The organism is Fictibacillus nanhaiensis, assembly GCF_036213205.1.
In the GTDB taxonomy this organism is placed as follows: domain Bacteria; phylum Bacillota; class Bacilli; order Bacillales; family Fictibacillaceae; genus Fictibacillus; species Fictibacillus nanhaiensis_E.
In genome coordinates this window covers 419,076-440,999 of sequence record NZ_JARMFC010000006.1, presented here as the reverse complement: position 1 = coordinate 440,999, position 21,924 = coordinate 419,076, and the positions used below count along the sequence as shown (strand labels likewise).

Sequence of the window (21,924 nt, the reverse complement as noted above, 5' to 3'; positions counted from 1 at the left end):
TAAAAAAAAGAAGACCGGTTATATACCGGTCTTCGCATCTGGATTTCTATATGGAGTTATAGCAGTGTTAGCAATTCTTACTTTACGTAGAGCGAACCACCATAGGAAGATCATAAAAGGAAACATATAAAAGAAAATATATTTTGTACTGGATAATAATAGAAAGTTAAACGTACCGTGCAACACGATCGGTAACAAGAGTGAGAGGGTAAGATAGATTTTCTTCTTTCTTCCTGAAGAGAATTTACCTTTTCCTAAATAAAAGCCCATGATCACTCCAAACAGGGCATGACCACTCACAGGCAAAAGCGCTCGGACTAATGCTTCTTCAATCCCGAACGTATAGAGATAAAAAATGTTTTCTAATGACGCGAACCCTAATGACAGTGCTGTTGCGTATACGATTCCATCATAGGGTTCATTGAACTCTTCATGAAGATAGGCTCCATAGAACACTAAGAACCATTTAAAAAACTCTTCTAGTGTACCGCTGACAAAAAATGCCTCAGCAAAGGAAGGAACGTTCATCTCTTCGGTGATTCCAAACTGAATAACCATGATTGGAAAGACGAGAAGAACGCCAAATATATATACTTTGACCACCAATGATAACGGTTCGGTCTCATATTTATCTTTTAGATAAAAAAAGGATAATAGAGCAATAGCCGGAGCCACCGCTGCAGAAATTACAGCTAGCATGTCCTGCCTCTTTTCTACTGTTTTTTTATATCGTAACATGATATTTTAAGAAGTGGAATAGCGAACATGAAGAATAAGGAGGGCGGTAATCTTGAAAAAGATATTATTAATTCATACAGGTGGCACGATCGCTATGGAAGAAAATAAATCCACAGGCGGCGTAAATACGAAAGATACACACCCACTAGAGGCGACTCTCAGAGAACTGTCTGACTTAGCAGAAATCACAGTAAAAAACTATGTGAACCTGCCATCTCCTCATATTACTCCTACCCATATGCTGGAGTTAGCTCAATTCATTACAACACACACAAATTCTGATCAATTTGATGGAATTGTCATCACTCACGGTACAGACACGCTCGAAGAAACGGCATATGTATTAGATCTTGTTCTGCAAACAACAATCCCGGTTATTGTTACCGGTGCTATGCGTTCAAGTAACGAACACGGTTCAGATGGACCATATAACCTGATCTCCTCTGTTCGAGTTGCCTGTGAAGATCAATCATTGGGCAAAGGAACGCTTGTTGTGTTTAACGACGAGATACACGCTGCAAAAAATGTAACCAAGACGCACACTAGCAACATTGCGACTTTTCAAAGTCCTCAATATGGACCGATCGGTATCGTAACAAAACGAGGAGTTCTTTTCCATCACACACCGATTCGTTCAGACTTCTTTCATGTGAAGAATTTTTCTAAGAACGTCGTTTTACTTAAAGCATACGCAGGAATGGACGGCCATTTGATCCAAGCTGCCACCAAATCAGCAGATGGTGTTGTAATCGAAGCTTTAGGTCAAGGCAACTTACCTCCAGCAACCGTGCCTGCAATAAAAGCACTCATTTCTAGCGGAATACCTGTGGTACTCGTATCAAGATGTTTCAACGGAATTGCTCAAGACATCTATTCCTATGAAGGTGGAGGAAAGCACTTAAAAGAAATCGGTGCGATCTTCTCTAACGGACTAAACGGACAAAAAGCTAGATTAAAACTTATGATTGCCCTTGAAAACACGAGTGAAGCAGATAAGTTGCAACGACTATTTTTGCAATAACGAATATTTTTGTTAAAGAACTAAAGTTTAATGATTTAAACAAACTTCTCACTTTATACCACGGGGGTATAAAGTCGTCTGATTTGAGAAAATCAAATGATAATTCAAGAAATATCGTACTTATTCCGGCGAGTTTTTAGCATGTACCGGCATGTCGGCAGGATAAGACAAAATCTTCCAACTTAATACCCCTACCCCTTGTAACTAGAGATAAAAAAATATACAAAAAACCGATAACTCAAAGGCTATCGGTTTTTTCTCTTTTCTTTATCGTTTCAGCGATCATTTCACCGTGAAACCTTCCATTTTCAATAAATATCTCATTCGCGTTGTTCCCTGCAGCTATAACACCTGCGATAAATAGTCCTTCAACATTTGTTTCCATCGTGTCTTCGGAAAAGGAAGGGCGGCCGGATTCTGCATCGATTTCTACACCAATCTTTGATAAGAATGAGTGGTCAGGGTGATAGCCGATCATGGCAAACACACCGTGAAACGGATAATATGTTTGTGATGCATGTTCTCCTTCTGTCACATACATTCCGTCTTCTGTTATTTTGTTCACACAAGCATTAAATGTCATCTTGATACTGCCTGTCTTCACACATGCTTCAAATTCTGGGAGTACCCATGGTTTTATGCTTGGCGAGTAAGTACTTCCTCTGTAGAAGACGTGAGGACGCGCACCTGCTTTTTGTAGCTCTAGAGCGGCATCGATCGCAGAATTTTTTCCGCCGATCACGGCAACATCTAGGTCATAATAAGGATGGCCTTCTTTAAAATAATGATGAACATGAGGCAAGTCTTCTCCCTCGATGTTTAATTGATTTGGGTTATCATAATAACCTGTTGCGATGATGACATTTTTAGCATCATACCAAATCGTTTCATCTTTACGATTAGTGGTTTCAATCTTGAACGTTCCATCAGATTGTTTGGTGACCGATTTTGCTTTTTCAAACGTTCGAACTTGGAGATGATTTCTTTTTACCACTTCGCGATAATACGTTAGAGCATGAATCCTCTTCGGTTTTCTTTGTTCATGAACGAAAGGAAAGTTTCCGATTTCGAGTTTTTCACTAGAACTAAAAAATGTTTGATGTGTTGGATATTGATAGATGGTGTTAACTACGTTTCCCTTTTCAATTACACAATACGAAATATCTTTTTTCTGTAGTGCAAGTGCTGCAGCTAATCCGCATGGCCCTCCACCAATAATGCAAACGTCTATATTCACTTTTTTCATCACTCCAAAAAACACTGTTATTCTTTCTTAGCATGCCAAAAAAATCTCCTATCATCATATGATAGGAGATTTGGTATGAGTTTGCAAAAATTTAAATCCAGCCTCTGAAACGTGATGCTTCAGCCATCTTACGAACACCAACCATATAAGCGGCTAGTCTCATGTTTACTTTTCTGTTCATGGCTGTCGTATAAACTGTCTCAAACGATTTCACCATAACTCGTTCAAGCTTTTCTTCTACTTCTTCTTCTGTCCAGTAATAACCTTGGTTGTTTTGTACCCACTCAAAGTAAGATACGGTTACCCCACCAGCACTTGCTAATACGTCTGGAACTAAAAGAATTCCTCTTTCAGATAAGATTCTAGTCGCTTCAAGTGTAGTTGGTCCGTTCGCTGCTTCAACAACGATTGTAGCTTTGATCTGGTGTGCATTCTTTTCAGTAATTTGGTTTTCAATTGCTGCAGGTACTAAAATATCACAATCAAGCTCCAAAAGCTCTTGATTTGTTATCGTATCTTTGAATAGCTTTGTTACTGTACCAAAGCTATCACGGCGTTCAAGCAGATAATCGATGTCTAATCCTTCTGGATCATACAAACCACCGTATGCATCTGATATAGCGATTACTTTTGCACCAGCATCGTGCATGAATTTAGCAAGGAAGCTTCCAGCGTTTCCGAATCCTTGAACGACTACTCGAGCACCTTCAAGCTGGATACCTTTTTTTACTGCCGCTTCACGAATACAGATCGTAACACCTTTAGCGGTTGCTGTTTCGCGGCCATGAGATCCACCAAGAACAAGTGGTTTCCCTGTAATAAATCCAGGAGAATCAAACTCTCTAATTCTGCTGTACTCGTCCATCATCCAAGCCATAATCTGCGAATTTGTAAATACGTCTGGAGCCGGAATATCTTTAGTCGGTCCTACTAACTGACTGATCGCCCTTACGTATCCACGGCTTAATCTTTCAAGTTCTCTGAATGACATTGTACGCGGATCACAAATGATTCCGCCTTTTCCTCCACCGTATGGCAGATCCACAATACCTGCTTTTAAGCTCATCCAGATTGATAGCGCTTTTACTTCTGTTTCTGATACATTCGGATGAAAACGAACGCCGCCCTTGGTTGGACCAACAGCATCATTATGCTGGGCACGATATCCTGTAAAAATCTTAGTACTTCCGTCATCCATCTTGACCGGTATTCGAACTGTCAACATACGAATCGGTTCTTTTAATAACTCATAAACTTCGGAAGAGTATCCTAATTTATCGAGCGCATCCGCAATTACGGATTGCGTGGATTGGAGTACATTGTCATTTTCGTGATGATTGTCGGATTTTTGGTCTGTGTTATTTTGGGCTGTCATTTGTTTACCTCCCATATTCGTCACCTCTAGAGTTTAGTCAAGCTTCATCGTCAGTATACACCTTTGCATAAGCAAAGAGAAGAGAAAATTAGTGATTTTCACCTAAAAAGTAAACGCTTTCTTAAGTCACGGACTGTTGAGAAAATAGCTAATTTTCTGCCAATATACCTACACGGCATGTCCACTGCTCTTATTATGTACTCCCCACCCCGATATAGAGGTGGAGACCACATTATTTTCTATGCTCACACATTCTGATATTACTTTTTTAAAGATAGCTCAATTAACTTTTCAATCATTGAAGGATAATCCATTCCGATCTCTTTAGCCGCATCTGGAAACAGACTTGTCGGCGTCATGCCTGGTAATGTATTTACCTCCAAGATAACCGGTTCTGAACCGTCATGTGGAACTATAAAGTCAACACGCGAATACACTTCGCAGCCTAGCACTTCATGAGCAAGAACGGCTTGTTTTTGCAACTTTGCCGTAATACTCTCGTCAAGTCTTGCAGGAACATAGTGGATACTACCACCTTCTGCATACTTGGACTCGTAATCATAATATGCATTCTTAGGCTCAATCTCAACAACTGGAAGTGCTTTGTAGTTGTTATGTTCCCCCATAACAGCTACGGTAACCTCTTTCCCGCTTACAAATTGTTCAACGAGAATCGTATCATCATGTAGAAATGCTTCAGCAATTCCTTTTAAAAGTTCATCATGATTTTGAGCAATCGTTAACCCAATCGTTGATCCTTCTCTATTCGGCTTTACTACAGCAGGGAAATCAAAAGACAGTTCCAATTGTTTCTCATCGTACGATTTTCTATAAAGAACTTTCTCTTTTGCAATATTGATATCAGCATCTTTAAAGAACTGTTTGGATTTCGCCTTATCCATAGCAATTCCTGATGCTAAGGCCCCTGATCCTACGTAAGGGATGCCCATCATATCTAAAAGGCCCTGCAACCTTCCATCTTCTCCATATTTTCCATGAAGCCCTAGAAAAACAACATCAGCTTCAAGGTCTAACAAATCCTTAAGTCGCGAAGGGTGAAAATCGATCCCTGTTACTTCATGACCTTTGCTTTCAAGCGCAGAGATGATCTGCTTTCCTGTTGATAAGGATACTTCTCTCTCAGCAGAAACACCGCCATATAATACTGCTATTTTCATCTTAATGGTCACTCCTAGCCCAAAAGTTTATGTATATATTATATTCCCTGCCGTCATATCGGTTCAGTGGATGTGAAAAATATTAATAATCATAACACGTTTTGTCTCTAAATTCACAATGATATATACATGACATTTTCGTTTATGTTCAATCTATATGCTGTTTGAGTATTCAAGACTGTTTTCGTTTAAATTATAGCTGTTGATAGTGGATAATTTCCGCTCCAGGTTGTTCGCTTTCCATGGGGCGACCGGTGAGCCCTTTGCCGCTTTGCGCCATTAAGTGTCTCACCTGACCGCTCGTCCCATAGGAGTCGACAACCTTGCGCTCCAATCAACTTGCTTTGGAGAGGAACAAAAACCGAGTAGTCAACAGTATTTTTTAAAAAAGCTTTTTACATAAATAAATAAATAAGGACGCAAGAATTTGCGCCCCTCTCTTTTGCAGTTACTTAAAATAACGGTACAGTTCGCTTATTGCATCAGACTTCATTAATTCTTTTCCATACTCAATAACTCTATAGCTCGTAATCGTTGAGGAACTTCCGAACTCCGCAAGAAGAGCGATGAACAGATCAAGGTCTACTGGATAGACCTCATCTTCTTCAAACTTTAAGTAGAAGTGATTATTAAATGAATACAGAGTGCCGCCTTTGATCTCTAAAGAATGAAGACGTCTTGCAAGTAAAATAACGTCTTCGAAAGACGAAAACTCGTAGAAAATCTCATCGTTTTCATCTAATGTAACTTGCATCTCTATATAATCTTCATCATATTCTTCTTCAAGTTCATACTCGTTTATTCCTTTTGTAACAATTACGACCATGCCTTGAGCTGGAAGTGAAAAAACTTCAACCGCAATAGGACCATCAGCTTTAAATCCCACCTCATCATCAGCCTCAGTCATCATATCTCGGAAAAGCTGATGAACCTTTGGGATATCCTGCCATATTTCTTCCTTAGAAATACCACGTTCATTGAGATCATCAAAAGTTAGGAAGATTTTTATTTTGTTATAGGTTAACCGTTCTACCCGCATCTCTGGTCCCCCTTACGATCGGCGCTATTATGTCTTAATATCACTATATGAGTTTGCAAAAAGTTGGTGATAAACATCCAATAAATATTAAAAACTATGTTAATTTTTCAGCTTCTGAGCGATCCAGTCGTCCCATTCTAACTTTGTATTCCCGATTAGAAATGATTCGTATTTCTCCTGCATTTCAGAAGAGATATGATTGATCGCTGCACCTCCAATACCAATTGCGGTATTCGGAAATTCTTTTTTCAAGCTGTCTGCCCACTCCAAGGTTTTCTTAGAGTTTTCTGCAATTGTACATGAGAAAAATACCATCTTAGGTTCTACTTCTTTCATCACAACCTCAAAGTCTCGTTTTGGTATTCCATGTCCTAAGTATATAACTTCGAACCCTTTTCTTCTTAAAAACAGTGTAAACATCAGAAGCCCTAGTTCATGCTCTTCATCTAATCCACACGCAGCAATAACTTTAGGTAAATATGGATCGGATGGGAGCCATTGAATAAGTTGTCCAATCTTACTACGTAAAAAGGATGAAGTAAAATGTTCGTGCGCAACAGTAATTTTCTGTTCTTCCCAAAGGTGTCCTACGTGTACTAATAATGTGCCCAAAATATCAATAATGACTTTTTCCAAATTATACATGCTGAAGGCTTGGCTCAAAAGATCGTTGGCTTTCTTTTCTTGAAAGGATAAAAGGGCTTCTAATATTAAATTACCCATTTCAGCTGCACGATCCGTATTTTCAATAGAAAAAGGAGCTGCTTCTTTATAAAGTTCCCCATTTTGGGCAACGTCAACCGCTTGACTGATCGTAAAACCTTGATTTACTTTATTCACTAGCCATTTCAGTATGTAAACTTGCTCGTCTGTGTAAAGTCGATGGCCAGCTTCATTTCGGTTTGGCTTTACGATTGAATAGCGTCTTTCCCAAGCTCTTAATGTTCCTGCTTGAATGCCGAGCATCTTCGAAACCGCTTTAATGTTATATTTCCCTTCACTAGGCATCCGTTCTTCCTCCAATAAATAGGTTAAGAAGAGTATATCGAATAAAACGTTGTCATGTAAACTCTTTACCGTATAAGGGTTATCAAATGTGTTTGACTCGGTGCACCTAATCGTAATGGTAAATGTGTGGCTCCATAACCGTTACTCACCAATAGAGTGTGTGTCAATTCATTATACCAGCCGCCTCTTTTCGCTATTCCGAATGGCCCAATGCGAATCTGTCCTCCATGAGTATGTCCAGTTAAGACTAGCTGGATGTTATCTTCACGGCTAATGTGTTTTGATATATCAGGATTATGGCTGATTAAGATCCTGCATGAAGATCGACATCCTTTAAGTGCATCATCGAGAGAGGCAAAACCTAACGACGTATCATTTATGCCAACCAAATCGATAACATCATCATTTCTTTTAATCCTAAAGTTAGCATTATCTAAGATCTTGGCACCTTCATTTTCAATCGTTGAAGCTAACTGTTTCGTATCCACGTCGTAATCATTGTTTCCCCATACGAAGAAAACAGGTCCGATTGTTGAAAGGAGCTTGATATTATCTTCTACCTTCTGCATAGAAACTCCTTTTTCAACAAGGTCTCCACCGATTACAACCAGATCTGCATTTTTGGATTCTTTAATGATTTTTTCTGAGATTACCCGTTTATGAACATCAGATATAAAAAAGATCTTAAAATTTTCAAATGACTTTGGCAGTTTATCAATTTTGATTGAATCATGAATGACACGATTTCGATGTGCTTCAATATACATATATAGTAATAGCCATATTCCAGCTAAGATGAATAAATAAAAAAAGATCATTGTGTCCTCCTGATATGAATTTAAATGATCATATCATACTTTCTATAACCGTCCTATGCGAAAGGATCCGATGTTAATTTTTTGAATATTTAAAAAGATTTGTTGAAAAAATTGTAAATTTCACGTATGATTAATTTACATGATTAACCAAAATAAGAGGAGAGGAAAAACATCATGACATTAACTAAATTGAAAAATAAATCTCTCGTGACAGACCCAGATCTGTCCTATAGCATGCGACTCGGTCTTCCAATCGAAGTTTATTGTACGGAAAAACACGAAACGCTTGCATTCGGAAGAATTGATCATTTTTGTGAATTAACAGTCGTTATTCAAGGTCAGCATCACGATCGAGAATCTTGTTTATTTTTTGGTTGTCCCTGCCAGTAAATCTCTTTACTTGTGAAGAATGTTTATATTATATTCATGTTTCATAAATTCGAAAACAACATGCCTCTGGTTCCATTGTTCCTCATCACTCCACCATTCTTCATTACGATCTATAAAATCTTTTCTGATCGCTTCAAAATCATCATCAGCTTTTTTGTACTTCTTTTTCATCCAGATCATATAGAAGCTCGCAAAAATAATAAAACCTGTACAGATCCATACCATCTCATCAGAGAATAACAGCGTTAATGGATTTGAAAACCTTGAGGCTGTTGGTAGCTTATAGTAGTAAAGGTAAACGAAGGTTGCTAGTACAACAAAAATCATCGATAATCCCCATTGGTTGATGGCTTTTTTCCACTTGTCTTTCTCAGTTTTTTTATCAACAAGCTGCGCTAGCACAATACTCGTCAATTCATTAACAAAGGGCTTTATCTTCCAGTGATTCAGAGCATTCATTCGCATAACCTCCTGTACACATAACTATGCCTATACAAGCAGATTCATGCTTTTTAAAAATAGCTTTTACTCTTGTTTAGCCCTTTAAATTTTTGGCTGGAACAATTACATCTACATTCGTATTTGAGAAAAGTCATTGAAAGGTTATTCGTATCAAAAAAAGACCGTCTGGATATTCGGAACCAGACGGTCTTTATTCTTCGATCTCTACTTGTTCAACACCTTCTCTATCTTCACTTTGCACGGGAATATAAAGGTCCTTTGACCATATTTTATAAGTAAGTGTGATTCCGATTAAAAGAATAAATGCCGCTAATAGTAATCGAGTGACTAAAAAAGTTGTTTTTCTCTTTTTTTTGTTAGCGTTTCTTTGTTTTTTTTCATTTTCCCTCTTTTTCCCGTGCACTTCACTTCTAGAAGGCAAAGAATGATCATGTTGAACAGAAGCGATTGTATTGTCTCTTGTTTTGTTTCTTAAACTCTCTGCTTGGTCATTCTTCATCCCGATGCACACTCCCATTCTCGCTGTCTGTTAAATTGTTGTTGCTCTTTTTTTGATTAGCTATCCAGCACCCTGAAATAAAATCGATTAAGAAATGAGCTAAAAAAGGCACCCAGATGTTTTCGGTCATCTCATAGATCATACCTAACCAAAAGCTTAAACCACATACGATACTAAAAAGAACAGGTTTTTTTATATAACGAACATGTAGTACGGCGAAGATAGTGCTTGTTAGAAACAGCCCTAATAAAGATTGTAGGACTCCTCGAAATAACCACTCTTCAGCAAAAGCAATAATCCCTGTGAGGAAAAAGATATGAATGTAAGAGAGAGAGCCAAATATTTTATCGTTGATACCACCATCATCTAATGCTTCTTCAGGCAACTTTTTCTTTAACTGAATCGATAGAAAGGGTAAAAACAATCCTGTACTAATGGCAAGCAGCCATTCGTTTATTGAGAGATCAAGGTCATTTTGCACCCAAGGAAATGAAACCTTAAAAAAATATGCAAGGCTAAACGCGGCAATCATAAACAAGCTCTGTGAAAAATAGACGTTCAACAAAAGCTCTTTCGGTGTGATCTGATCAATCCAATTGTTTTTTTCTAATTTCCTCATGCTTTAGTTGTACACTTCCTGTCTTAAAAGTCGTTTTAGTTCATCTTCCCATAATCCATAAGAAGTGTTATTTGACGCTTGCTTACCAAAAAAATGCGAAAGGTCCGTTCCACAATAACCGCAGCACATCGTATTTGGTTCAGTTCCGGGTTCTTCGAAATATCTTAATAGTCCGCCTCGTTTACATTCATTACTTCTTGCCCACTTTTCAATCGCCTTTATTGCTTCTATTTTATCAGCTTTTCTATTCTCTATCGTGAATTTTATTTTTGAAATCAGCACATTTTTTTCAAAGGTATCAAGATTCTTTTTATGTAGTGCTCCTGCTTTTTTTAAATGGTGTTCCATGAACCTTTGACTAGTTTCGGAAAATCCAACAAGTTGCAGTTTATCTCTGTATGTATTTTCTTTTAACTGTTCGTGGTCGGAAAACAAATAATCAATTTGCACAGAATCTGGAAGCTCTTGATCAATAAAATGGTACGGTATCTCAAGATCAGCTGGATGATACAAAAGAACGGCTACAGATGGTTTTAAGTCTCTTCCAGCTCTGCCTATTTCCTGAATATAACCTTCGATCGTAGACGGTGTGTGAAAATGAATTACAAATCTGATATCCGACTTATTTATTCCCATTCCAAAAGCATTCGTACATACAATGATGTTCAGTTGGGACTCTATAAACTGCTTTTGAACAAGAAGTCTTTCCTCAGCATTCATGCCACCATGATAAAAAGCGACCCCTTCTATTTCATGATCTTGTAATCTTTTTACTAGAAGTTCTGCAGCATTGCGAGTATTGGTATAAATAATTCCTGGACCCTTGAGCTGCTGAACAAGCTTTATCGCTCGTTCCACTTTTTGATCATGATCATCAAAGCATTCAACAAAGATAGAAATGTTTGGACGGTTCACACTATGAATATGTACCTCTGCTTCTTTCATGTCTAGATGATGAAGGATATCATACTGTACTTTCTTTGTTGCCGTTGCTGTCAATGCGAGACAAAGAGGATCTCCCATCGTTTTTTTCAGTTCAGCTAACTCTAAATAAAAGGGACGAAACTCATGACCCCATTGTGAGATGCAATGGGCTTCATCTACGACGAACAACGACCAACTAACTGACAACAGGATAGATCGGATGTATGAGTTTTGAATAATTTCAGGACTCACAAAAACAAACTGATAATCTTGTATTCTCTTTAAGATCATTTGTTTCTCACCCTGATCTAAAAAGCTGTTAAGAGCTATCGTTTTCTTAAAACCAGCTTGTTTAAACTGATCTACTTGGTCTTCCATCAATGAAACCAAAGGAGAAATGATGAGAGCTCTTCCCCTTAAGAGATGTGCTGCCATCTGATAGATTAGGGTTTTTCCTGTTCCAGTCGGAAGCATACCTAACACATCTTTACCTGAAAGCAAGTCAGTTAGGATCTCTTTTTGTCCAGATCTAAACGTTGAAAATCCGTATAACTCTTTAAGCTCTGCTTCCAGTTGCATGTTTTCCACCCTCTTTTGCGAGTACTAGCCTAATTTGAAAATACGAAAGATGAGGAAAGGCATCTTTAAATGGCCGAAGCTTTGTTTCTTTCGTTTCCCTATAATAGTCTTTTACCTTTATAAATTCATTTTCACTGATGTAAGGTGTAATCGGAAAATCCTTAACTTCTCTAGCAATTTCTACGAGATGATCTTCTAGAGTACTCATTTTAAGTTTCCTAAGATTCATAATTTCCTCTACAGATTTATTGTTCGCTAACATTTTATAGGTTAGAGTTGCAGATTTTGTTATTGCTGGAGCTTCAGTAAATGAGCCTATTAAAGAATACAAGATAGGAAAATCCATCTTTTCTTCAGCTACCTTATGTATGAGAGAATGCAAAACCCCTCTGAATCGGAGAACTGTCTCCTCTTGACTCATCGCCTCAATCCGTGATAATTGCTCGAAAGTACTGCCAATTCTATTGTAGCCCGACAGCTTTTTTACAAATAGATCAGCTGATTGAGTATCATGGTCTAACAGTACAGAAGATAACTCTCGATTAAGTTTTTCTGCTAATACTTTTCTTTCATATTCACTTTTAGGAAAAACAGATTTTACTTTATGGATCACAGAGAAATCCCTTACTACCGGAGAATAGTTATAATGACCATAAAGAGCATTTGAAAGAGCTTGTACAAACAATGTGATAGCTTGCCAACAGAGGGACTCTATTGATGCATATTTCAGTCCGTTTAAATGCTTAAAAAATGATAATCTATCACTCTCATCCATAAGAATCTGTTCACCCTTTTCAGTAAGGATGTAAACATGATCTTCAGATGTATTCATATATTTTTCTTGTACCAGACTTTCAATTGAGTTAGTAAAAGTATCATGAGCCAAACCCTTAAATACGGCATAATATCGTTCTATTCCAAACCATTGACTGTCGGACAAGGATTGCGCCGTTTTCTTGCCTGTAACCATATAATAGACGCCAGAGCTTTTTCTACTACCGTTTACTTTACGAAAGATATCTAATAAAACGATATGATAAATATCTATAATAAATCACCACACTTTAACATATAATCTATCTTATCAGATTTAAGGAAATTTAAGAGTAAAAGTGTTATATTAAGAGGAAGATTGGGAATAAAAGATATGACGAGGTCCTAATTTTCTATTGAAATATAGAGGGATACTTATTACAATATGATTAGTAGACCCTTAATTTAAAATGGTTAAATATGTAAGCGGGTATTTTTTCAATTCCTTAGGAGGTATTCATTATGCCAAAGTATACGATTGTTGACAAAGAAACTTGTATCGCATGTGGAGCATGCGGAGCTGCAGCACCAGACATTTACGATTATGACGACGAAGGAATTGCGTTTGTAACTCTAGACGATAACCAAGGAATCGTTGAAATTCCAGATGTATTGTTAGAAGATATGCAAGATGCATTCGAAGGCTGTCCTACAGACTCAATCAAAGTATCTGATGAGTCATTCGACGGTGATGCATTAAAATTTGAATAGTTTCATCTTAATTGAACCCTCTTTCATTAGAGGGTTTTTATTTATTTTATTAAGGATGATTCTCATTGTCAATTAGTTTTATTTTGTTTTGAAACCGCTATCTTAAAAATCATAGTTGTACCTGTCGTCAGAATGTGATAAATTATCAAAATATTGATGCTATTCATAAAGATAAACAAGGGGTGGAACTGTGACAGCAACTGTATTAGTCTGTGATGGAATAACGAGTGAAGGTGTTGAACCGTTAGTAAAACTTGAAGGTGTTGATCTGATCTTCGGAAAACTTGATGAAATTACTCAACCAGAAAACATTCAAGGAATCATGGTGAGAAGTGCAACAAAGATTACTGAAGATGTTTTGAATCAGCTGCCAGCACTTCAAATCATTGCACGTGCAGGAGTTGGTGTTGATAATATCGATTTGAACGCAGCGACAAAAAGAGGTGTGCTCGTAGTTAATGCACCTGAAGGAAACACCATTTCAACAGCAGAACATACTTGGGCCATGATGATGGCATTGGTCCGCAACATTCCACAAGCAAATCAATCTGTTAAACAAGGTGAATGGAACCGCAAAAAGTATACAGGACAGGAACTTTACCAAAAAACGCTCGGTATTGTCGGCATGGGAAGAATCGGCTCTGAACTCGCAAAGCGCGCGAAAAGCTTCTCCATGAACGTTCTTGTATTTGACCCTTATTTTCCGAAAGAAAAACAAAAAGAATTATCCGTTACTTCTGTCGATCTAGATACTTTGATTCAGCAGAGCGACGTTATCACCGTTCATACCCCGCTCACAAAAGATACCCATAAACTATTAAATTTCGAAAACTTAAAATACGCTAAAAAAGGCGCGTTTATTTTAAACTGTGCTCGTGGAGGCATCATAGATGAAGAAGCTCTTCTACACTACTTAGATAACGAACATCTTTCAGGATGCGCTCTTGACGTTTTCGAACAAGAACCACCTGTAAGCCGCTCTTTAGTCGATCATCCTAAAGTGATTGTTACACCACACATCGCAGCATCCACCGTGCAAGCACAGAAGAATGTAGCTTACATGGCGAGCGATGAGATTCGATCTCATTTTTTACAGCAGCCTTTAAAACATGCAGTTAACTTTCCTTCATTATCAAAAGATACGTATGAGAAGCTGATCGCTTATTATGATTTTTCAAATCTTCTTGGTTCGTTTACGACTCAGTTCTTTAAAGAACCTGTTTCTGAGATTTCGATCGGCTATGGCGGATCATTATCCGAAACCGATACAACATCACTAACACGCAGCTTTTTGTGTGGCTTCTTAAAAACGAGATTAGACCGGCCGGTAAACGATGTAAACAGTATGGTGGCCGCGAAAGAACAAGGAATCGTAATCGGAGAAAAGCATGGGACAGATGATCACGGTTATCCGAATATCATCCATGTAAAAGTTACAGGTTTGAACACAACGTTTACTCTTTCTGCTACACTTGTAAAAGGCTTTGGCGGTCGAATCATCAAGTTGAACGGGTATACAGTTGATTTCGTTCCTCAAGGATCTCTTCTTTACATCGAACATCGTGACACACCAGGAATTATCGGAAAAGTAGGCGCTTTTTTAGGAGAACGCAACATTAATATCGCAACAATGCACGTTGGCCGTAAATCAGCAGGCGGTGAAGCCATGATGGTACTTACATTTGACACGCAACTTCCAGAATCTACTCAGAAGGAGCTCAGGAGTATCGACGATCTTCTTGTTTGCAAACCTTTAGATCTATAGTATAGAAATAGTAAAAAGCTCTGCATGACTGCAGAGCTTTTCTATATGTGTTTATCCTAGTTCTACTTCTTTTCTTTCTCCATCCTGGAAAGTCATCAGCTTCTTATAACCGATCTCTTTGGCAAGCTTAATCGTCGCCTCGTAATTCTCTCCAACTTGGTGAGGTTCATGAGCATCTGAAGAGAGTACGATTGGTATCCCTTTTTTATAGCAAAGTGATAAAAGTTCTGGCTCTGGATAGATTCGTCCGACAGGTTTTCTTAGACCCGCAGATGAGATTTCTACACATGTTTTTGAATTTTTTAACGCATCCGTAATGCGCTCATACTGTTCTAAAAGGAATTCTTGGTCAGTCGGAACATATTTAAAGATCTTGACTAGATCAATATGTCCAACAATATCGAATAGGTTTGATTCTGCAAGTGTTACAATTTGATCATAGTAGGAACGATACGTTTCATAAAGATCACGACGGTCCCATTCTTTTCGGTATTCTGCAAGGTCTATCCCAAAGTCATCGACCCAATGCACAGATCCTATAACATAATCGAATGGATAAGACTTTATAAAAGCCTCCATCTCAGCGTGTTTTCCTGGCGTATAATCCATTTCGATCGACATGCGAACGCCCATTCCTAACTGGTCTGCACGGTTAAAAAGATCTACATAATCGTCCATCTTGTAATAGCGTCTTTCTTCCATCCATGGTTTTGATACGATGTTTTTTGTTTCATAAAAGTGATACGCGTGTTCCGAGATCCCAAACTCTTGTATCCCCTTCTCTTTTGCGGTGTCTACAAATTGTTTTAGATAATCAATCGTCAATGTCCCTTTTTCGAGATGAGAATGGTAATCTGTAAGCATATTAATCTCCTTTTTAAAACGTTTTACCATATGTACCATGAAATCCTTGTTCGTTCAAGTGTTTATGCTCCTAATTTACCTCCGATAAATAAGACGCTTAAGCACATCATCAAAAAAATCACAGCAAAAAAACGGTTCAGATAATCTCGCATTTTGTCCTCCTAGGTAAAAGTAAAATCAACTTTATCATCCTATTCAGCTTTTTAGAATATTGAACCGTTCTTAAAGAAAAAAGCTCCCTATTCAAAGGCAGCTTTTTGACTTACATCTTTATTAATATAATTTTCCATCACATAAAGAAGTGGTTTATAAAGAACGATAAAGAACACCACGTTACCAATAGCATGATTCAGATCAAAAGGGAGACTCGCTAGGTAATACGGCCAGAATTTCTGCATGATGATTCCACCAAAAAGGACGGACATGATAAAACCAAACAGAAAGCCACAGAATCCAGCATATATAGGCAGCAACAACCAAGGAATTTTATGTCTGTATTTACCTAAGTATGCGCTCATAACAGCTATCAGTCCCCAGGCAAACATCTGACCGAACGTCCAAAGGCCATGTCCTAAAAAAAGATTTGTTGTTATCGTGCTTAGTATGGCAAGTAACAGCCCTTGCGCTGGTCCGAGTACGAATGAAGCGAGTATGAGTATCGTCGTATTTGGCTGAACATTGGGTATCATTGAAAAGGCGATTCTGCCTACTGTCAATATTGCAGCAAGTAAGGCGATGATCGTAATTCGTTTAACTGTCAGCTTATTCATATTTGTGAAGATCAAATTCTACGACATCACCAGGTTTTAACGTAATATCCTTAGCACCCTTCATCGCTTCTTCACCGTTTACAGAAAAGAACCAAGATGTTTTCTCTTGTTCGCTTCCAGCCACGCCTTCAATACTGCTGATAAACGCACCATCGTATTGTGTTTCAATCTTAAAGTTATCTTGCATCACGTCCATGATCGTCGCATCTTTTGCGATATCGACTTTCTTTTCCGTAACTTTTTCTTTACCGTTTTCTTTTGTGATCTGAACCGTTACTTGTTCTTTCTTCGTTTCTTCTTGTTTCGGCTGATCAGCCTTTTCCTTCGTTTCAGTCGTTCCACAGCCCACTAACATCATCATCATTGTTGCTAAAACTAAAAGTAATTTTCTCATGATTAACCTCTTTCTGTTAAAAAACTTCTTTGTTTGTTACTACAATTTACATTACGCAACTAAAAAAATCCCCTTCGGCTACGAAGGAGATTAATAGTATACAGGCAGAAAACAGCAACCGGCCCCGGTACTGTTAAACACCCCCCTATCCTCGTAGGTCATGTCATGTAACAAACAGGCAGGTCTCCTGGCTTTTGATCATCGTCTCCTAACGCCTTCCCGTTTTCACAGTGGCGATCTTTTAGGATTCTCACAATTACAGTGGCGGGACCGCAACGGAATCTAACCGTTTTCCCTATTAAGCTCGTCCGATAAAGGACTGCACCTGTTTAACACTTATGAAATTTTATGAAATCACATCTCCTATTATAAACATTTTGGAGAAATTTGTGAATTCAATTTTTAAAAAACTACTTTTGTTCCTTATGAAACAAGATTAATCGGGACGTATTGCTATTTTATTTCAACGTTCGCGGAATTACGAAAGAAAATGTCGTGCCTTCATTATTCTTGCTGTGAACGCTAATCTGACCACCATGTGCTTCCACAATGTTTCTTGCAATGGCAAGTCCAAGACCCGTACCACCTGATTTTCCTCTAGTTCTTGCTTTATCACCTTTATAAAAACGCTCGAAAACAAAAGGTAGATCTTCTTCTTTTATACCAGATCCATTGTCTTTAACAAAAAACTTCACGTTCTGTTCGTTCACTTCTACAGTAAGGTTTACAAACCCGCCTTGTGAAGTATGACGAATTGCATTGTCGATCAAATTGGTTAAAACTTGCTCAATTCGATCGGGATCAATGTCCATTTCACCCTTAAAACTTTGGAAATTGTCCTTAAATTCTAGGTTTAATTGAATGTCTCTGTCTTTAGCAGGACCTTGGAATTTCCGCACGATTCTTTCTGCAAAAGGAACGATCGAAAGAGAGCTATAGTGAAGCTTCATGTGACCTGCTTCTAATCTCGCAAGATCGAGGAGCTCGTTAACAAGTCTTCCCATCCGTTTTGATTCATCTAAGATGATTCCTGCCAATTCTTTCTTCTCTTCTTCAGATTCTGCAATATCATCTACGATCGCTTCACTATATCCTTGCAGCATAGCAATAGGCGTCTTTAATTCATGTGAAACATTCGCTACAAAGTCTTCCCTGAGTTTGTCCATTCGTCGTTCTTCCGTCATATCTCGAAGAACAGCTACTGCTCCCCGAATCATTGATTGGTCGTATAGTGGCGTCATAACGACTACCCAAGAGCGGCCTTGAATATCAATCTCTGTCATCTGTTCGCTCTCAAGTGCCACAACTTGCCCAAAAAGCTGTCTGACAGTTTCAGGCACGTTTCCATTCACTTCTGTTTTCATGCCAGATTCGTAATAGAATGCCTGTAGGAATCGATCCGCAGGAGGATTTGTAACAAGGATGTTCATTTTTCTATCAAAGGTGATCACACCATCAGCCATAGAACTTAAAACACTCGTAAGTTGCTCTTTTTCTTGATTCAATGCTGTAATGTTGTTTTTTAACTGTCTGCCCATCCGATTAAACGTCATACCAAGTTCACCGATCTCATCATGCGTTAAAATCGGCACTTTCATATCAAACTCACCTTTAGCTACAGATGTTGCCGCTTCTCTCATTTTTCTTAATGGTGCTGTGATTCGTGTAGATAAGAAGAAAGCAAAGATCGTGGTTAAAATGATTGCGATTCCAGCTGCTAAAAAGATCAAATACTTTGTATGGTTCGTTGTCTTTTTTACATTTTCAATAGATTGATAGACGTAAACGGCTCCTTTAGTTTCACCTGATCCATAAGGTTCACCGTAGATGATCATCGTTTGCATGGTCTCATCATCTTTATTTGAAACAGGAAAATCTCCGTTGACATAAATCTTCTTTCCGCTCTCCGTTACTGTTGATAACTTATCGTTCTCGTTGAAGACTGAAACAGGAATGTACGGTGCATTCTCGTAGAAATTTTTAGACATGAACGATTCCTGATCTTCATCAATAATCATGATCGACATTGAATACGCTTCAGCCATTTCACTTGTGATACGGATGGCTTCTTCCTTATTCTCATCACTTTCCATGATTAAAACGAGGCGATCAGCCATCTTCGTTAATTGCTCTCTGGCCTGATCATCATAAAACGTTTCAAAGAACTGTGTAAGAAGAATGGTAAGGAGCGTTAAAACGACCGAAACTAATAAAAGTATTGTTATCCAAAGTTTACCAACTACACTTCTCCAGATCATTCATTCCCAACCTCGAATTTGTATCCTACTCCCCAAACCGTAGCGATCATGGCTGCTGCATCCGGTGAGACTTTGTTCAGCTTTTCTCTAAGTCTTTTCACATGTGTATCTACTGTTCTAAGGTCACCAAAGAATTCATAGTTCCAAACATCTTTTAAGAGTTGTTCGCGCGCATACACTTTGTCTGGTGTCTTCGCTAAGTAGTACAACAACTCATATTCTTTCGGTGTTAAGTTTACTTCTTTTCCGCCAGCTGTTACACGGTGAGCATCGTGATCGATCGTGAGGTGTTTAAAAACAACAACGTTCTTTGCAACTGTTTCGGTTTGAAGAAACTTCGTCGGAGAAGATCTTCTTAACAGTGCCTTTACGCGTAGAATGACTTCTCTTGGACTGAATGGCTTCGCGATATAATCGTCCGTGCCTGCTTCGAATCCTTCTATACGATTAAGCTCTTCCCCTTTAGCTGTTAACATGATCACAGGAGTCGCTTTCTTTTCTCTTAACTTTTCACAAACCTCAATGCCGTCCATACCAGGAAGCATGAGGTCGAGCAAAATGAGATCAAAATTAATGGATACTGCCATCTGTAGCGCATCCTCACCGTTTTCGGCTTCATGAACTTCATAGTTCTCTCGCTCTAGATACATCGTTAATAGTTTTCGAATTCTTTCTTCATCATCAACAACTAGAATTTTAGCTTCTGTATCCATATTCAATCCTCCACATAAAATCAGTTAAACAAGATTTTTTTCCTGTCTCTATCATACATGAAACCCAGTACACTAAACAAACCGGACATGCTGTCTATCTATTTTCTTTCATTTAGGGCTGGTTTGAAATAAGATTTTTCTCTTTCTTTAACAGTAGTTGATTTCCATTACAGATGCTCCTTTTCACGGAGTGAGTCTCCTAGCTCGCATCTTCCAATTACAAGCAATTTTTCAAATCTTAAAGGGCTTTATATGAAGTTAATCATGTTCGTCTCTTTTGAAAACGCCCTTTTCTAAAAGTTATGGCTTTGAACTCTTTGTCACCTTTGAAAATTGATTGGAGTGGAAGGTGCGAGACTCCTACGGGACAGGCGGGCAGGTGAGACACTTAAGAGTGAAACGAACGAATGTGGCTCACCGCCTGCCCCGTGGAAAGCGAGCATCCTGTAACGGAAATCAATACTACCAAAATCAACAAAGTTTACGAAAACAGCCTTTAAAAAAGTCCCTCTAATGAAAGAGAGACTTTAAAATCTTTAAGCGTATGAATGCAATCCTACAAGAACAAGGTTTACCGCGATCAAGTTAAATGTAATAATCCAGAAACCTAACACACAGAGCCATGCAGACTTTTCTCCGTGCCAGCCTCTTGATAATCGCAAATGAAGAAATGCAGCATAGAACAAGAACGTGATAAGAGCCCATACTTCTTTAGGATCCCATCCCCAGAATCTCGACCAAGCTTGTTGAGCCCAAATCATAGCAAAAATAAGTGCTCCGAGTGTAAAGATAGGAAAACCAATCGCAACTGCTCGGTAGCTGATCTCATCAAGAAGATCTGGTTTCATCTTAACTTTTGTCTGAAGAGCTGCTGCTATTCTTTTTCTTAAAATCAGACGAAGCATTCCATAAAGGATACCACCTGCTAAGAGTGACCAGATAAACGTATTCAGCTTGATAGAAGCATCAACACCGTTCATCCATGATGGAGTTGAGAATAATGGACCAAATGAATTATCCAGTTGCTCACCATTACTTGGACCCGCAATCGCAGGCATATCGTAAACCACTTTAACTGCCTGATTGTTATCATTTATTATCTCAAATGTAGTTTCATATCCAGCACCTTTAAATCCGATTGATACAAAAATGAATCCTACAACAGCAATCAAGCTGTAAAGAATAATCTCTAACCATAAAGTCTTTTTAGATGAGACCGTTTGATCGACCGTACGGATTAAATAGATGAGACCTGATACGAATGAAATCGCAAGGATTCCCTCTCCTAAGGCTGCTGTCGTAACATGAATCTTTAGCCAGTCACTTTGCAAAGCAGGAATCAGCGGAGAGATATCTCTCGGAAACATGCTCGCATACGCTATAACAAGTACAGCTATAGGCATGGCAAAAACGCCTAGACCATTCGTTCTGTAGATGATGTATAAAATAATGAACGCAAGTACCATCATCATACCGAAAAAAGTAGTGAATTCAAATAAGTTACTTACAGGAGCATGTCCACTTGCCATCCACCTTGTAATAAAATAGCCTAGTTGAGCTGCAAAACCTATACAAGAAGTTATGAACCCTATTTTTCCCCATTTTTTTGTATGTACAGCATCTTTTCCTTTTTTATCTGAAATAGACATTGCAAAGAATAGAGTAGAGAACAAATAAATCATAAATGCACTATATAAAAGTGTACTGCTGATCTCAGCCATCATTAACCCTCCCGCTTGA

22 protein-coding genes and 1 riboswitch are annotated in these 21,924 nt (G+C 38.3%); of the genes, 4 read left to right on the top strand and 18 right to left on the bottom strand.

What is annotated here, in order from left to right:
* Positions 1 to 18 precede the first annotated feature (18 nt).
* The gene (gene prsW / locus P4V41_RS09270; protein ID WP_328084554.1) at positions 19 to 699 is read right to left on the bottom strand and encodes a glutamic-type intramembrane protease PrsW; all 681 of its coding nucleotides are present in this window, start codon (positions 697 to 699) and stop codon (positions 19 to 21) included.
* Between the two features lie 91 nt (positions 700 to 790).
* Here prsW and P4V41_RS09265 point away from each other — a divergent pair, with 91 nt between their 5' ends.
* Entirely contained in the window at positions 791 to 1,759 is a 969-nt protein-coding gene (locus P4V41_RS09265; RefSeq protein WP_328084553.1) for an asparaginase, read from the top strand.
* Positions 1,760 to 1,997: 238 nt separating this feature from the next.
* Here the strand turns inward: P4V41_RS09265 and P4V41_RS09260 are convergent, their stop codons facing one another.
* From P4V41_RS09260 to P4V41_RS09235, 6 genes are all read right to left on the bottom strand, one after another.
* Positions 1,998 to 2,996, bottom strand: coding sequence for a YpdA family putative bacillithiol disulfide reductase (locus P4V41_RS09260; protein WP_419181297.1), 999 nt, complete (start codon positions 2,994 to 2,996; stop codon positions 1,998 to 2,000).
* Positions 2,997 to 3,096: 100 nt separating this feature from the next.
* Positions 3,097 to 4,380, bottom strand: coding sequence for a Glu/Leu/Phe/Val dehydrogenase (locus tag P4V41_RS09255; RefSeq protein ID WP_328084551.1), 1,284 nt, complete (start codon positions 4,378 to 4,380; stop codon positions 3,097 to 3,099).
* Between the two features lie 260 nt (positions 4,381 to 4,640).
* On the bottom strand, positions 4,641 to 5,558 hold the full coding sequence (locus P4V41_RS09250; protein WP_328084550.1) for a D-alanine--D-alanine ligase: 918 nt from the start codon (positions 5,556 to 5,558) through the stop codon (positions 4,641 to 4,643).
* Between the two features lie 448 nt (positions 5,559 to 6,006).
* On the bottom strand, positions 6,007 to 6,597 hold the full coding sequence (locus P4V41_RS09245; RefSeq protein ID WP_328084549.1) for a genetic competence negative regulator: 591 nt from the start codon (positions 6,595 to 6,597) through the stop codon (positions 6,007 to 6,009).
* A 99-nt stretch (positions 6,598 to 6,696) separates the two neighbouring features.
* Positions 6,697 to 7,605 carry a MerR family transcriptional regulator gene (locus P4V41_RS09240; protein WP_328084548.1) on the bottom strand — a complete coding sequence of 303 codons (909 nt, stop codon included), beginning with the start codon at positions 7,603 to 7,605 and terminating at the stop codon, positions 6,697 to 6,699.
* Positions 7,606 to 7,670: 65 nt separating this feature from the next.
* Positions 7,671 to 8,423 carry a metallophosphoesterase gene (locus tag P4V41_RS09235; RefSeq protein WP_328084547.1) on the bottom strand — a complete coding sequence of 251 codons (753 nt, stop codon included), beginning with the start codon at positions 8,421 to 8,423 and terminating at the stop codon, positions 7,671 to 7,673.
* Between the two features lie 174 nt (positions 8,424 to 8,597).
* Between P4V41_RS09235 and P4V41_RS09230 the strand changes: the two genes are divergently transcribed.
* Positions 8,598 to 8,813 carry a hypothetical protein gene (locus P4V41_RS09230; protein ID WP_328084546.1) on the top strand — a complete coding sequence of 72 codons (216 nt, stop codon included), beginning with the start codon at positions 8,598 to 8,600 and terminating at the stop codon, positions 8,811 to 8,813.
* Positions 8,814 to 8,819: 6 nt separating this feature from the next.
* Here P4V41_RS09230 and P4V41_RS09225 read toward each other — a convergent pair whose 3' ends face one another.
* The 5 genes from P4V41_RS09225 to P4V41_RS09205 form a co-directional block, all read right to left on the bottom strand.
* Entirely contained in the window at positions 8,820 to 9,272 is a 453-nt protein-coding gene (locus P4V41_RS09225; protein WP_328084545.1) for a DUF2663 family protein, read from the bottom strand.
* A 193-nt stretch (positions 9,273 to 9,465) separates the two neighbouring features.
* Positions 9,466 to 9,774: a hypothetical protein gene (locus P4V41_RS09220; RefSeq protein WP_328084544.1), complete on the bottom strand. Its 309-nt coding sequence runs from the start codon at positions 9,772 to 9,774 to the stop codon at positions 9,466 to 9,468.
* Positions 9,764 to 10,393: a CPBP family intramembrane glutamic endopeptidase gene (locus P4V41_RS09215; RefSeq protein ID WP_328084543.1), complete on the bottom strand. Its 630-nt coding sequence runs from the start codon at positions 10,391 to 10,393 to the stop codon at positions 9,764 to 9,766. The genes P4V41_RS09220 and P4V41_RS09215 overlap by 11 nt, the downstream gene beginning before the upstream one ends.
* Before the next feature lie 3 nt (positions 10,394 to 10,396).
* Positions 10,397 to 11,896, bottom strand: a complete 1,500-nt coding sequence (locus P4V41_RS09210; protein WP_328084542.1) for an ATP-dependent DNA helicase RecQ — start codon at positions 11,894 to 11,896, stop codon at positions 10,397 to 10,399.
* A complete protein-coding gene (locus tag P4V41_RS09205; RefSeq protein WP_328084541.1) occupies positions 11,874 to 12,866 on the bottom strand; it encodes a helix-turn-helix domain-containing protein in 993 nt (330 codons plus the stop codon). The genes P4V41_RS09210 and P4V41_RS09205 overlap by 23 nt, the downstream gene beginning before the upstream one ends.
* A gap of 305 nt (positions 12,867 to 13,171) precedes the next feature.
* Here P4V41_RS09205 and P4V41_RS09200 point away from each other — a divergent pair, with 305 nt between their 5' ends.
* Both P4V41_RS09200 and serA read left to right on the top strand, forming a co-directional pair.
* On the top strand, positions 13,172 to 13,420 hold the full coding sequence (locus P4V41_RS09200) for a ferredoxin (RefSeq protein ID WP_066395765.1): 249 nt from the start codon (positions 13,172 to 13,174) through the stop codon (positions 13,418 to 13,420).
* Between the two features lie 190 nt (positions 13,421 to 13,610).
* The gene (serA, locus tag P4V41_RS09195; RefSeq protein ID WP_328084540.1) at positions 13,611 to 15,185 is read left to right on the top strand and encodes a phosphoglycerate dehydrogenase; all 1,575 of its coding nucleotides are present in this window, start codon (positions 13,611 to 13,613) and stop codon (positions 15,183 to 15,185) included.
* Positions 15,186 to 15,236: 51 nt separating this feature from the next.
* Here the strand turns inward: serA and P4V41_RS09190 are convergent, their stop codons facing one another.
* The 6 genes from P4V41_RS09190 to ccsB form a co-directional block, all read right to left on the bottom strand.
* Positions 15,237 to 16,049 (bottom strand): histidinol-phosphatase, encoded by an 813-nt coding sequence (locus tag P4V41_RS09190; protein ID WP_328084539.1) that lies wholly within the window; start codon positions 16,047 to 16,049, stop codon positions 15,237 to 15,239.
* 239 nt (positions 16,050 to 16,288) lie between these two features.
* The gene (locus P4V41_RS09185) at positions 16,289 to 16,834 is read right to left on the bottom strand and encodes an ECF transporter S component (protein WP_328084538.1); all 546 of its coding nucleotides are present in this window, start codon (positions 16,832 to 16,834) and stop codon (positions 16,289 to 16,291) included.
* A complete protein-coding gene (locus P4V41_RS09180; RefSeq protein WP_328084537.1) occupies positions 16,812 to 17,213 on the bottom strand; it encodes a DUF4430 domain-containing protein in 402 nt (133 codons plus the stop codon). The genes P4V41_RS09185 and P4V41_RS09180 overlap by 23 nt, the downstream gene beginning before the upstream one ends.
* 160 nt (positions 17,214 to 17,373) lie before the next feature.
* A riboswitch (cobalamin riboswitch) is annotated at positions 17,374 to 17,557 on the bottom strand.
* A gap of 114 nt (positions 17,558 to 17,671) precedes the next feature.
* Entirely contained in the window at positions 17,672 to 19,471 is a 1,800-nt protein-coding gene (locus P4V41_RS09175; RefSeq protein WP_328084536.1) for an ATP-binding protein, read from the bottom strand.
* Positions 19,468 to 20,184 carry a response regulator transcription factor gene (locus tag P4V41_RS09170; protein ID WP_328084535.1) on the bottom strand — a complete coding sequence of 239 codons (717 nt, stop codon included), beginning with the start codon at positions 20,182 to 20,184 and terminating at the stop codon, positions 19,468 to 19,470. The genes P4V41_RS09175 and P4V41_RS09170 overlap by 4 nt, the downstream gene beginning before the upstream one ends.
* Before the next feature lie 536 nt (positions 20,185 to 20,720).
* Positions 20,721 to 21,905: a c-type cytochrome biogenesis protein CcsB gene (ccsB, locus tag P4V41_RS09165; protein ID WP_328084534.1), complete on the bottom strand. Its 1,185-nt coding sequence runs from the start codon at positions 21,903 to 21,905 to the stop codon at positions 20,721 to 20,723.
* Positions 21,906 to 21,924 lie beyond the last annotated feature (19 nt).

Coding starts and splice junctions, on each gene's coding strand:
- P4V41_RS09210 (WP_328084542.1), bottom strand. CDS start 11,896: ATGCAACTGGAAGCAGAGCTTAAAGAGTTATACGGATTTTCAACGTTT.
- P4V41_RS09250 (WP_328084550.1), bottom strand. CDS start 5,558: ATGAAAATAGCAGTATTATATGGCGGTGTTTCTGCTGAGAGAGAAGTA.
- P4V41_RS09215 (WP_328084543.1), bottom strand. CDS start 10,393: ATGAGGAAATTAGAAAAAAACAATTGGATTGATCAGATCACACCGAAA.
- P4V41_RS09190 (WP_328084539.1), bottom strand. CDS start 16,049: ATGCTTACAGATTACCATTCTCATCTCGAAAAAGGGACATTGACGATT.
- prsW (WP_328084554.1), bottom strand. CDS start 699: ATGCTAGCTGTAATTTCTGCAGCGGTGGCTCCGGCTATTGCTCTATTA.
- ccsB (WP_328084534.1), bottom strand. CDS start 21,905: ATGGCTGAGATCAGCAGTACACTTTTATATAGTGCATTTATGATTTAT.
- P4V41_RS09230 (WP_328084546.1), top strand. CDS start 8,598: ATGACATTAACTAAATTGAAAAATAAATCTCTCGTGACAGACCCAGAT.
- P4V41_RS09205 (WP_328084541.1), bottom strand. CDS start 12,866: ATGGTTACAGGCAAGAAAACGGCGCAATCCTTGTCCGACAGTCAATGG.
- P4V41_RS09225 (WP_328084545.1), bottom strand. CDS start 9,272: ATGAATGCTCTGAATCACTGGAAGATAAAGCCCTTTGTTAATGAATTG.
- P4V41_RS09200 (WP_066395765.1), top strand. CDS start 13,172: ATGCCAAAGTATACGATTGTTGACAAAGAAACTTGTATCGCATGTGGA.
- P4V41_RS09240 (WP_328084548.1), bottom strand. CDS start 7,605: ATGCCTAGTGAAGGGAAATATAACATTAAAGCGGTTTCGAAGATGCTC.
- P4V41_RS09220 (WP_328084544.1), bottom strand. CDS start 9,774: ATGAAGAATGACCAAGCAGAGAGTTTAAGAAACAAAACAAGAGACAAT.
- P4V41_RS09180 (WP_328084537.1), bottom strand. CDS start 17,213: ATGAGAAAATTACTTTTAGTTTTAGCAACAATGATGATGATGTTAGTG.
- P4V41_RS09235 (WP_328084547.1), bottom strand. CDS start 8,423: ATGATCTTTTTTTATTTATTCATCTTAGCTGGAATATGGCTATTACTA.
- P4V41_RS09245 (WP_328084549.1), bottom strand. CDS start 6,597: ATGCGGGTAGAACGGTTAACCTATAACAAAATAAAAATCTTCCTAACT.
- P4V41_RS09170 (WP_328084535.1), bottom strand. CDS start 20,184: ATGGATACAGAAGCTAAAATTCTAGTTGTTGATGATGAAGAAAGAATT.
- P4V41_RS09175 (WP_328084536.1), bottom strand. CDS start 19,471: ATGATCTGGAGAAGTGTAGTTGGTAAACTTTGGATAACAATACTTTTA.
- P4V41_RS09255 (WP_328084551.1), bottom strand. CDS start 4,380: ATGACAGCCCAAAATAACACAGACCAAAAATCCGACAATCATCACGAA.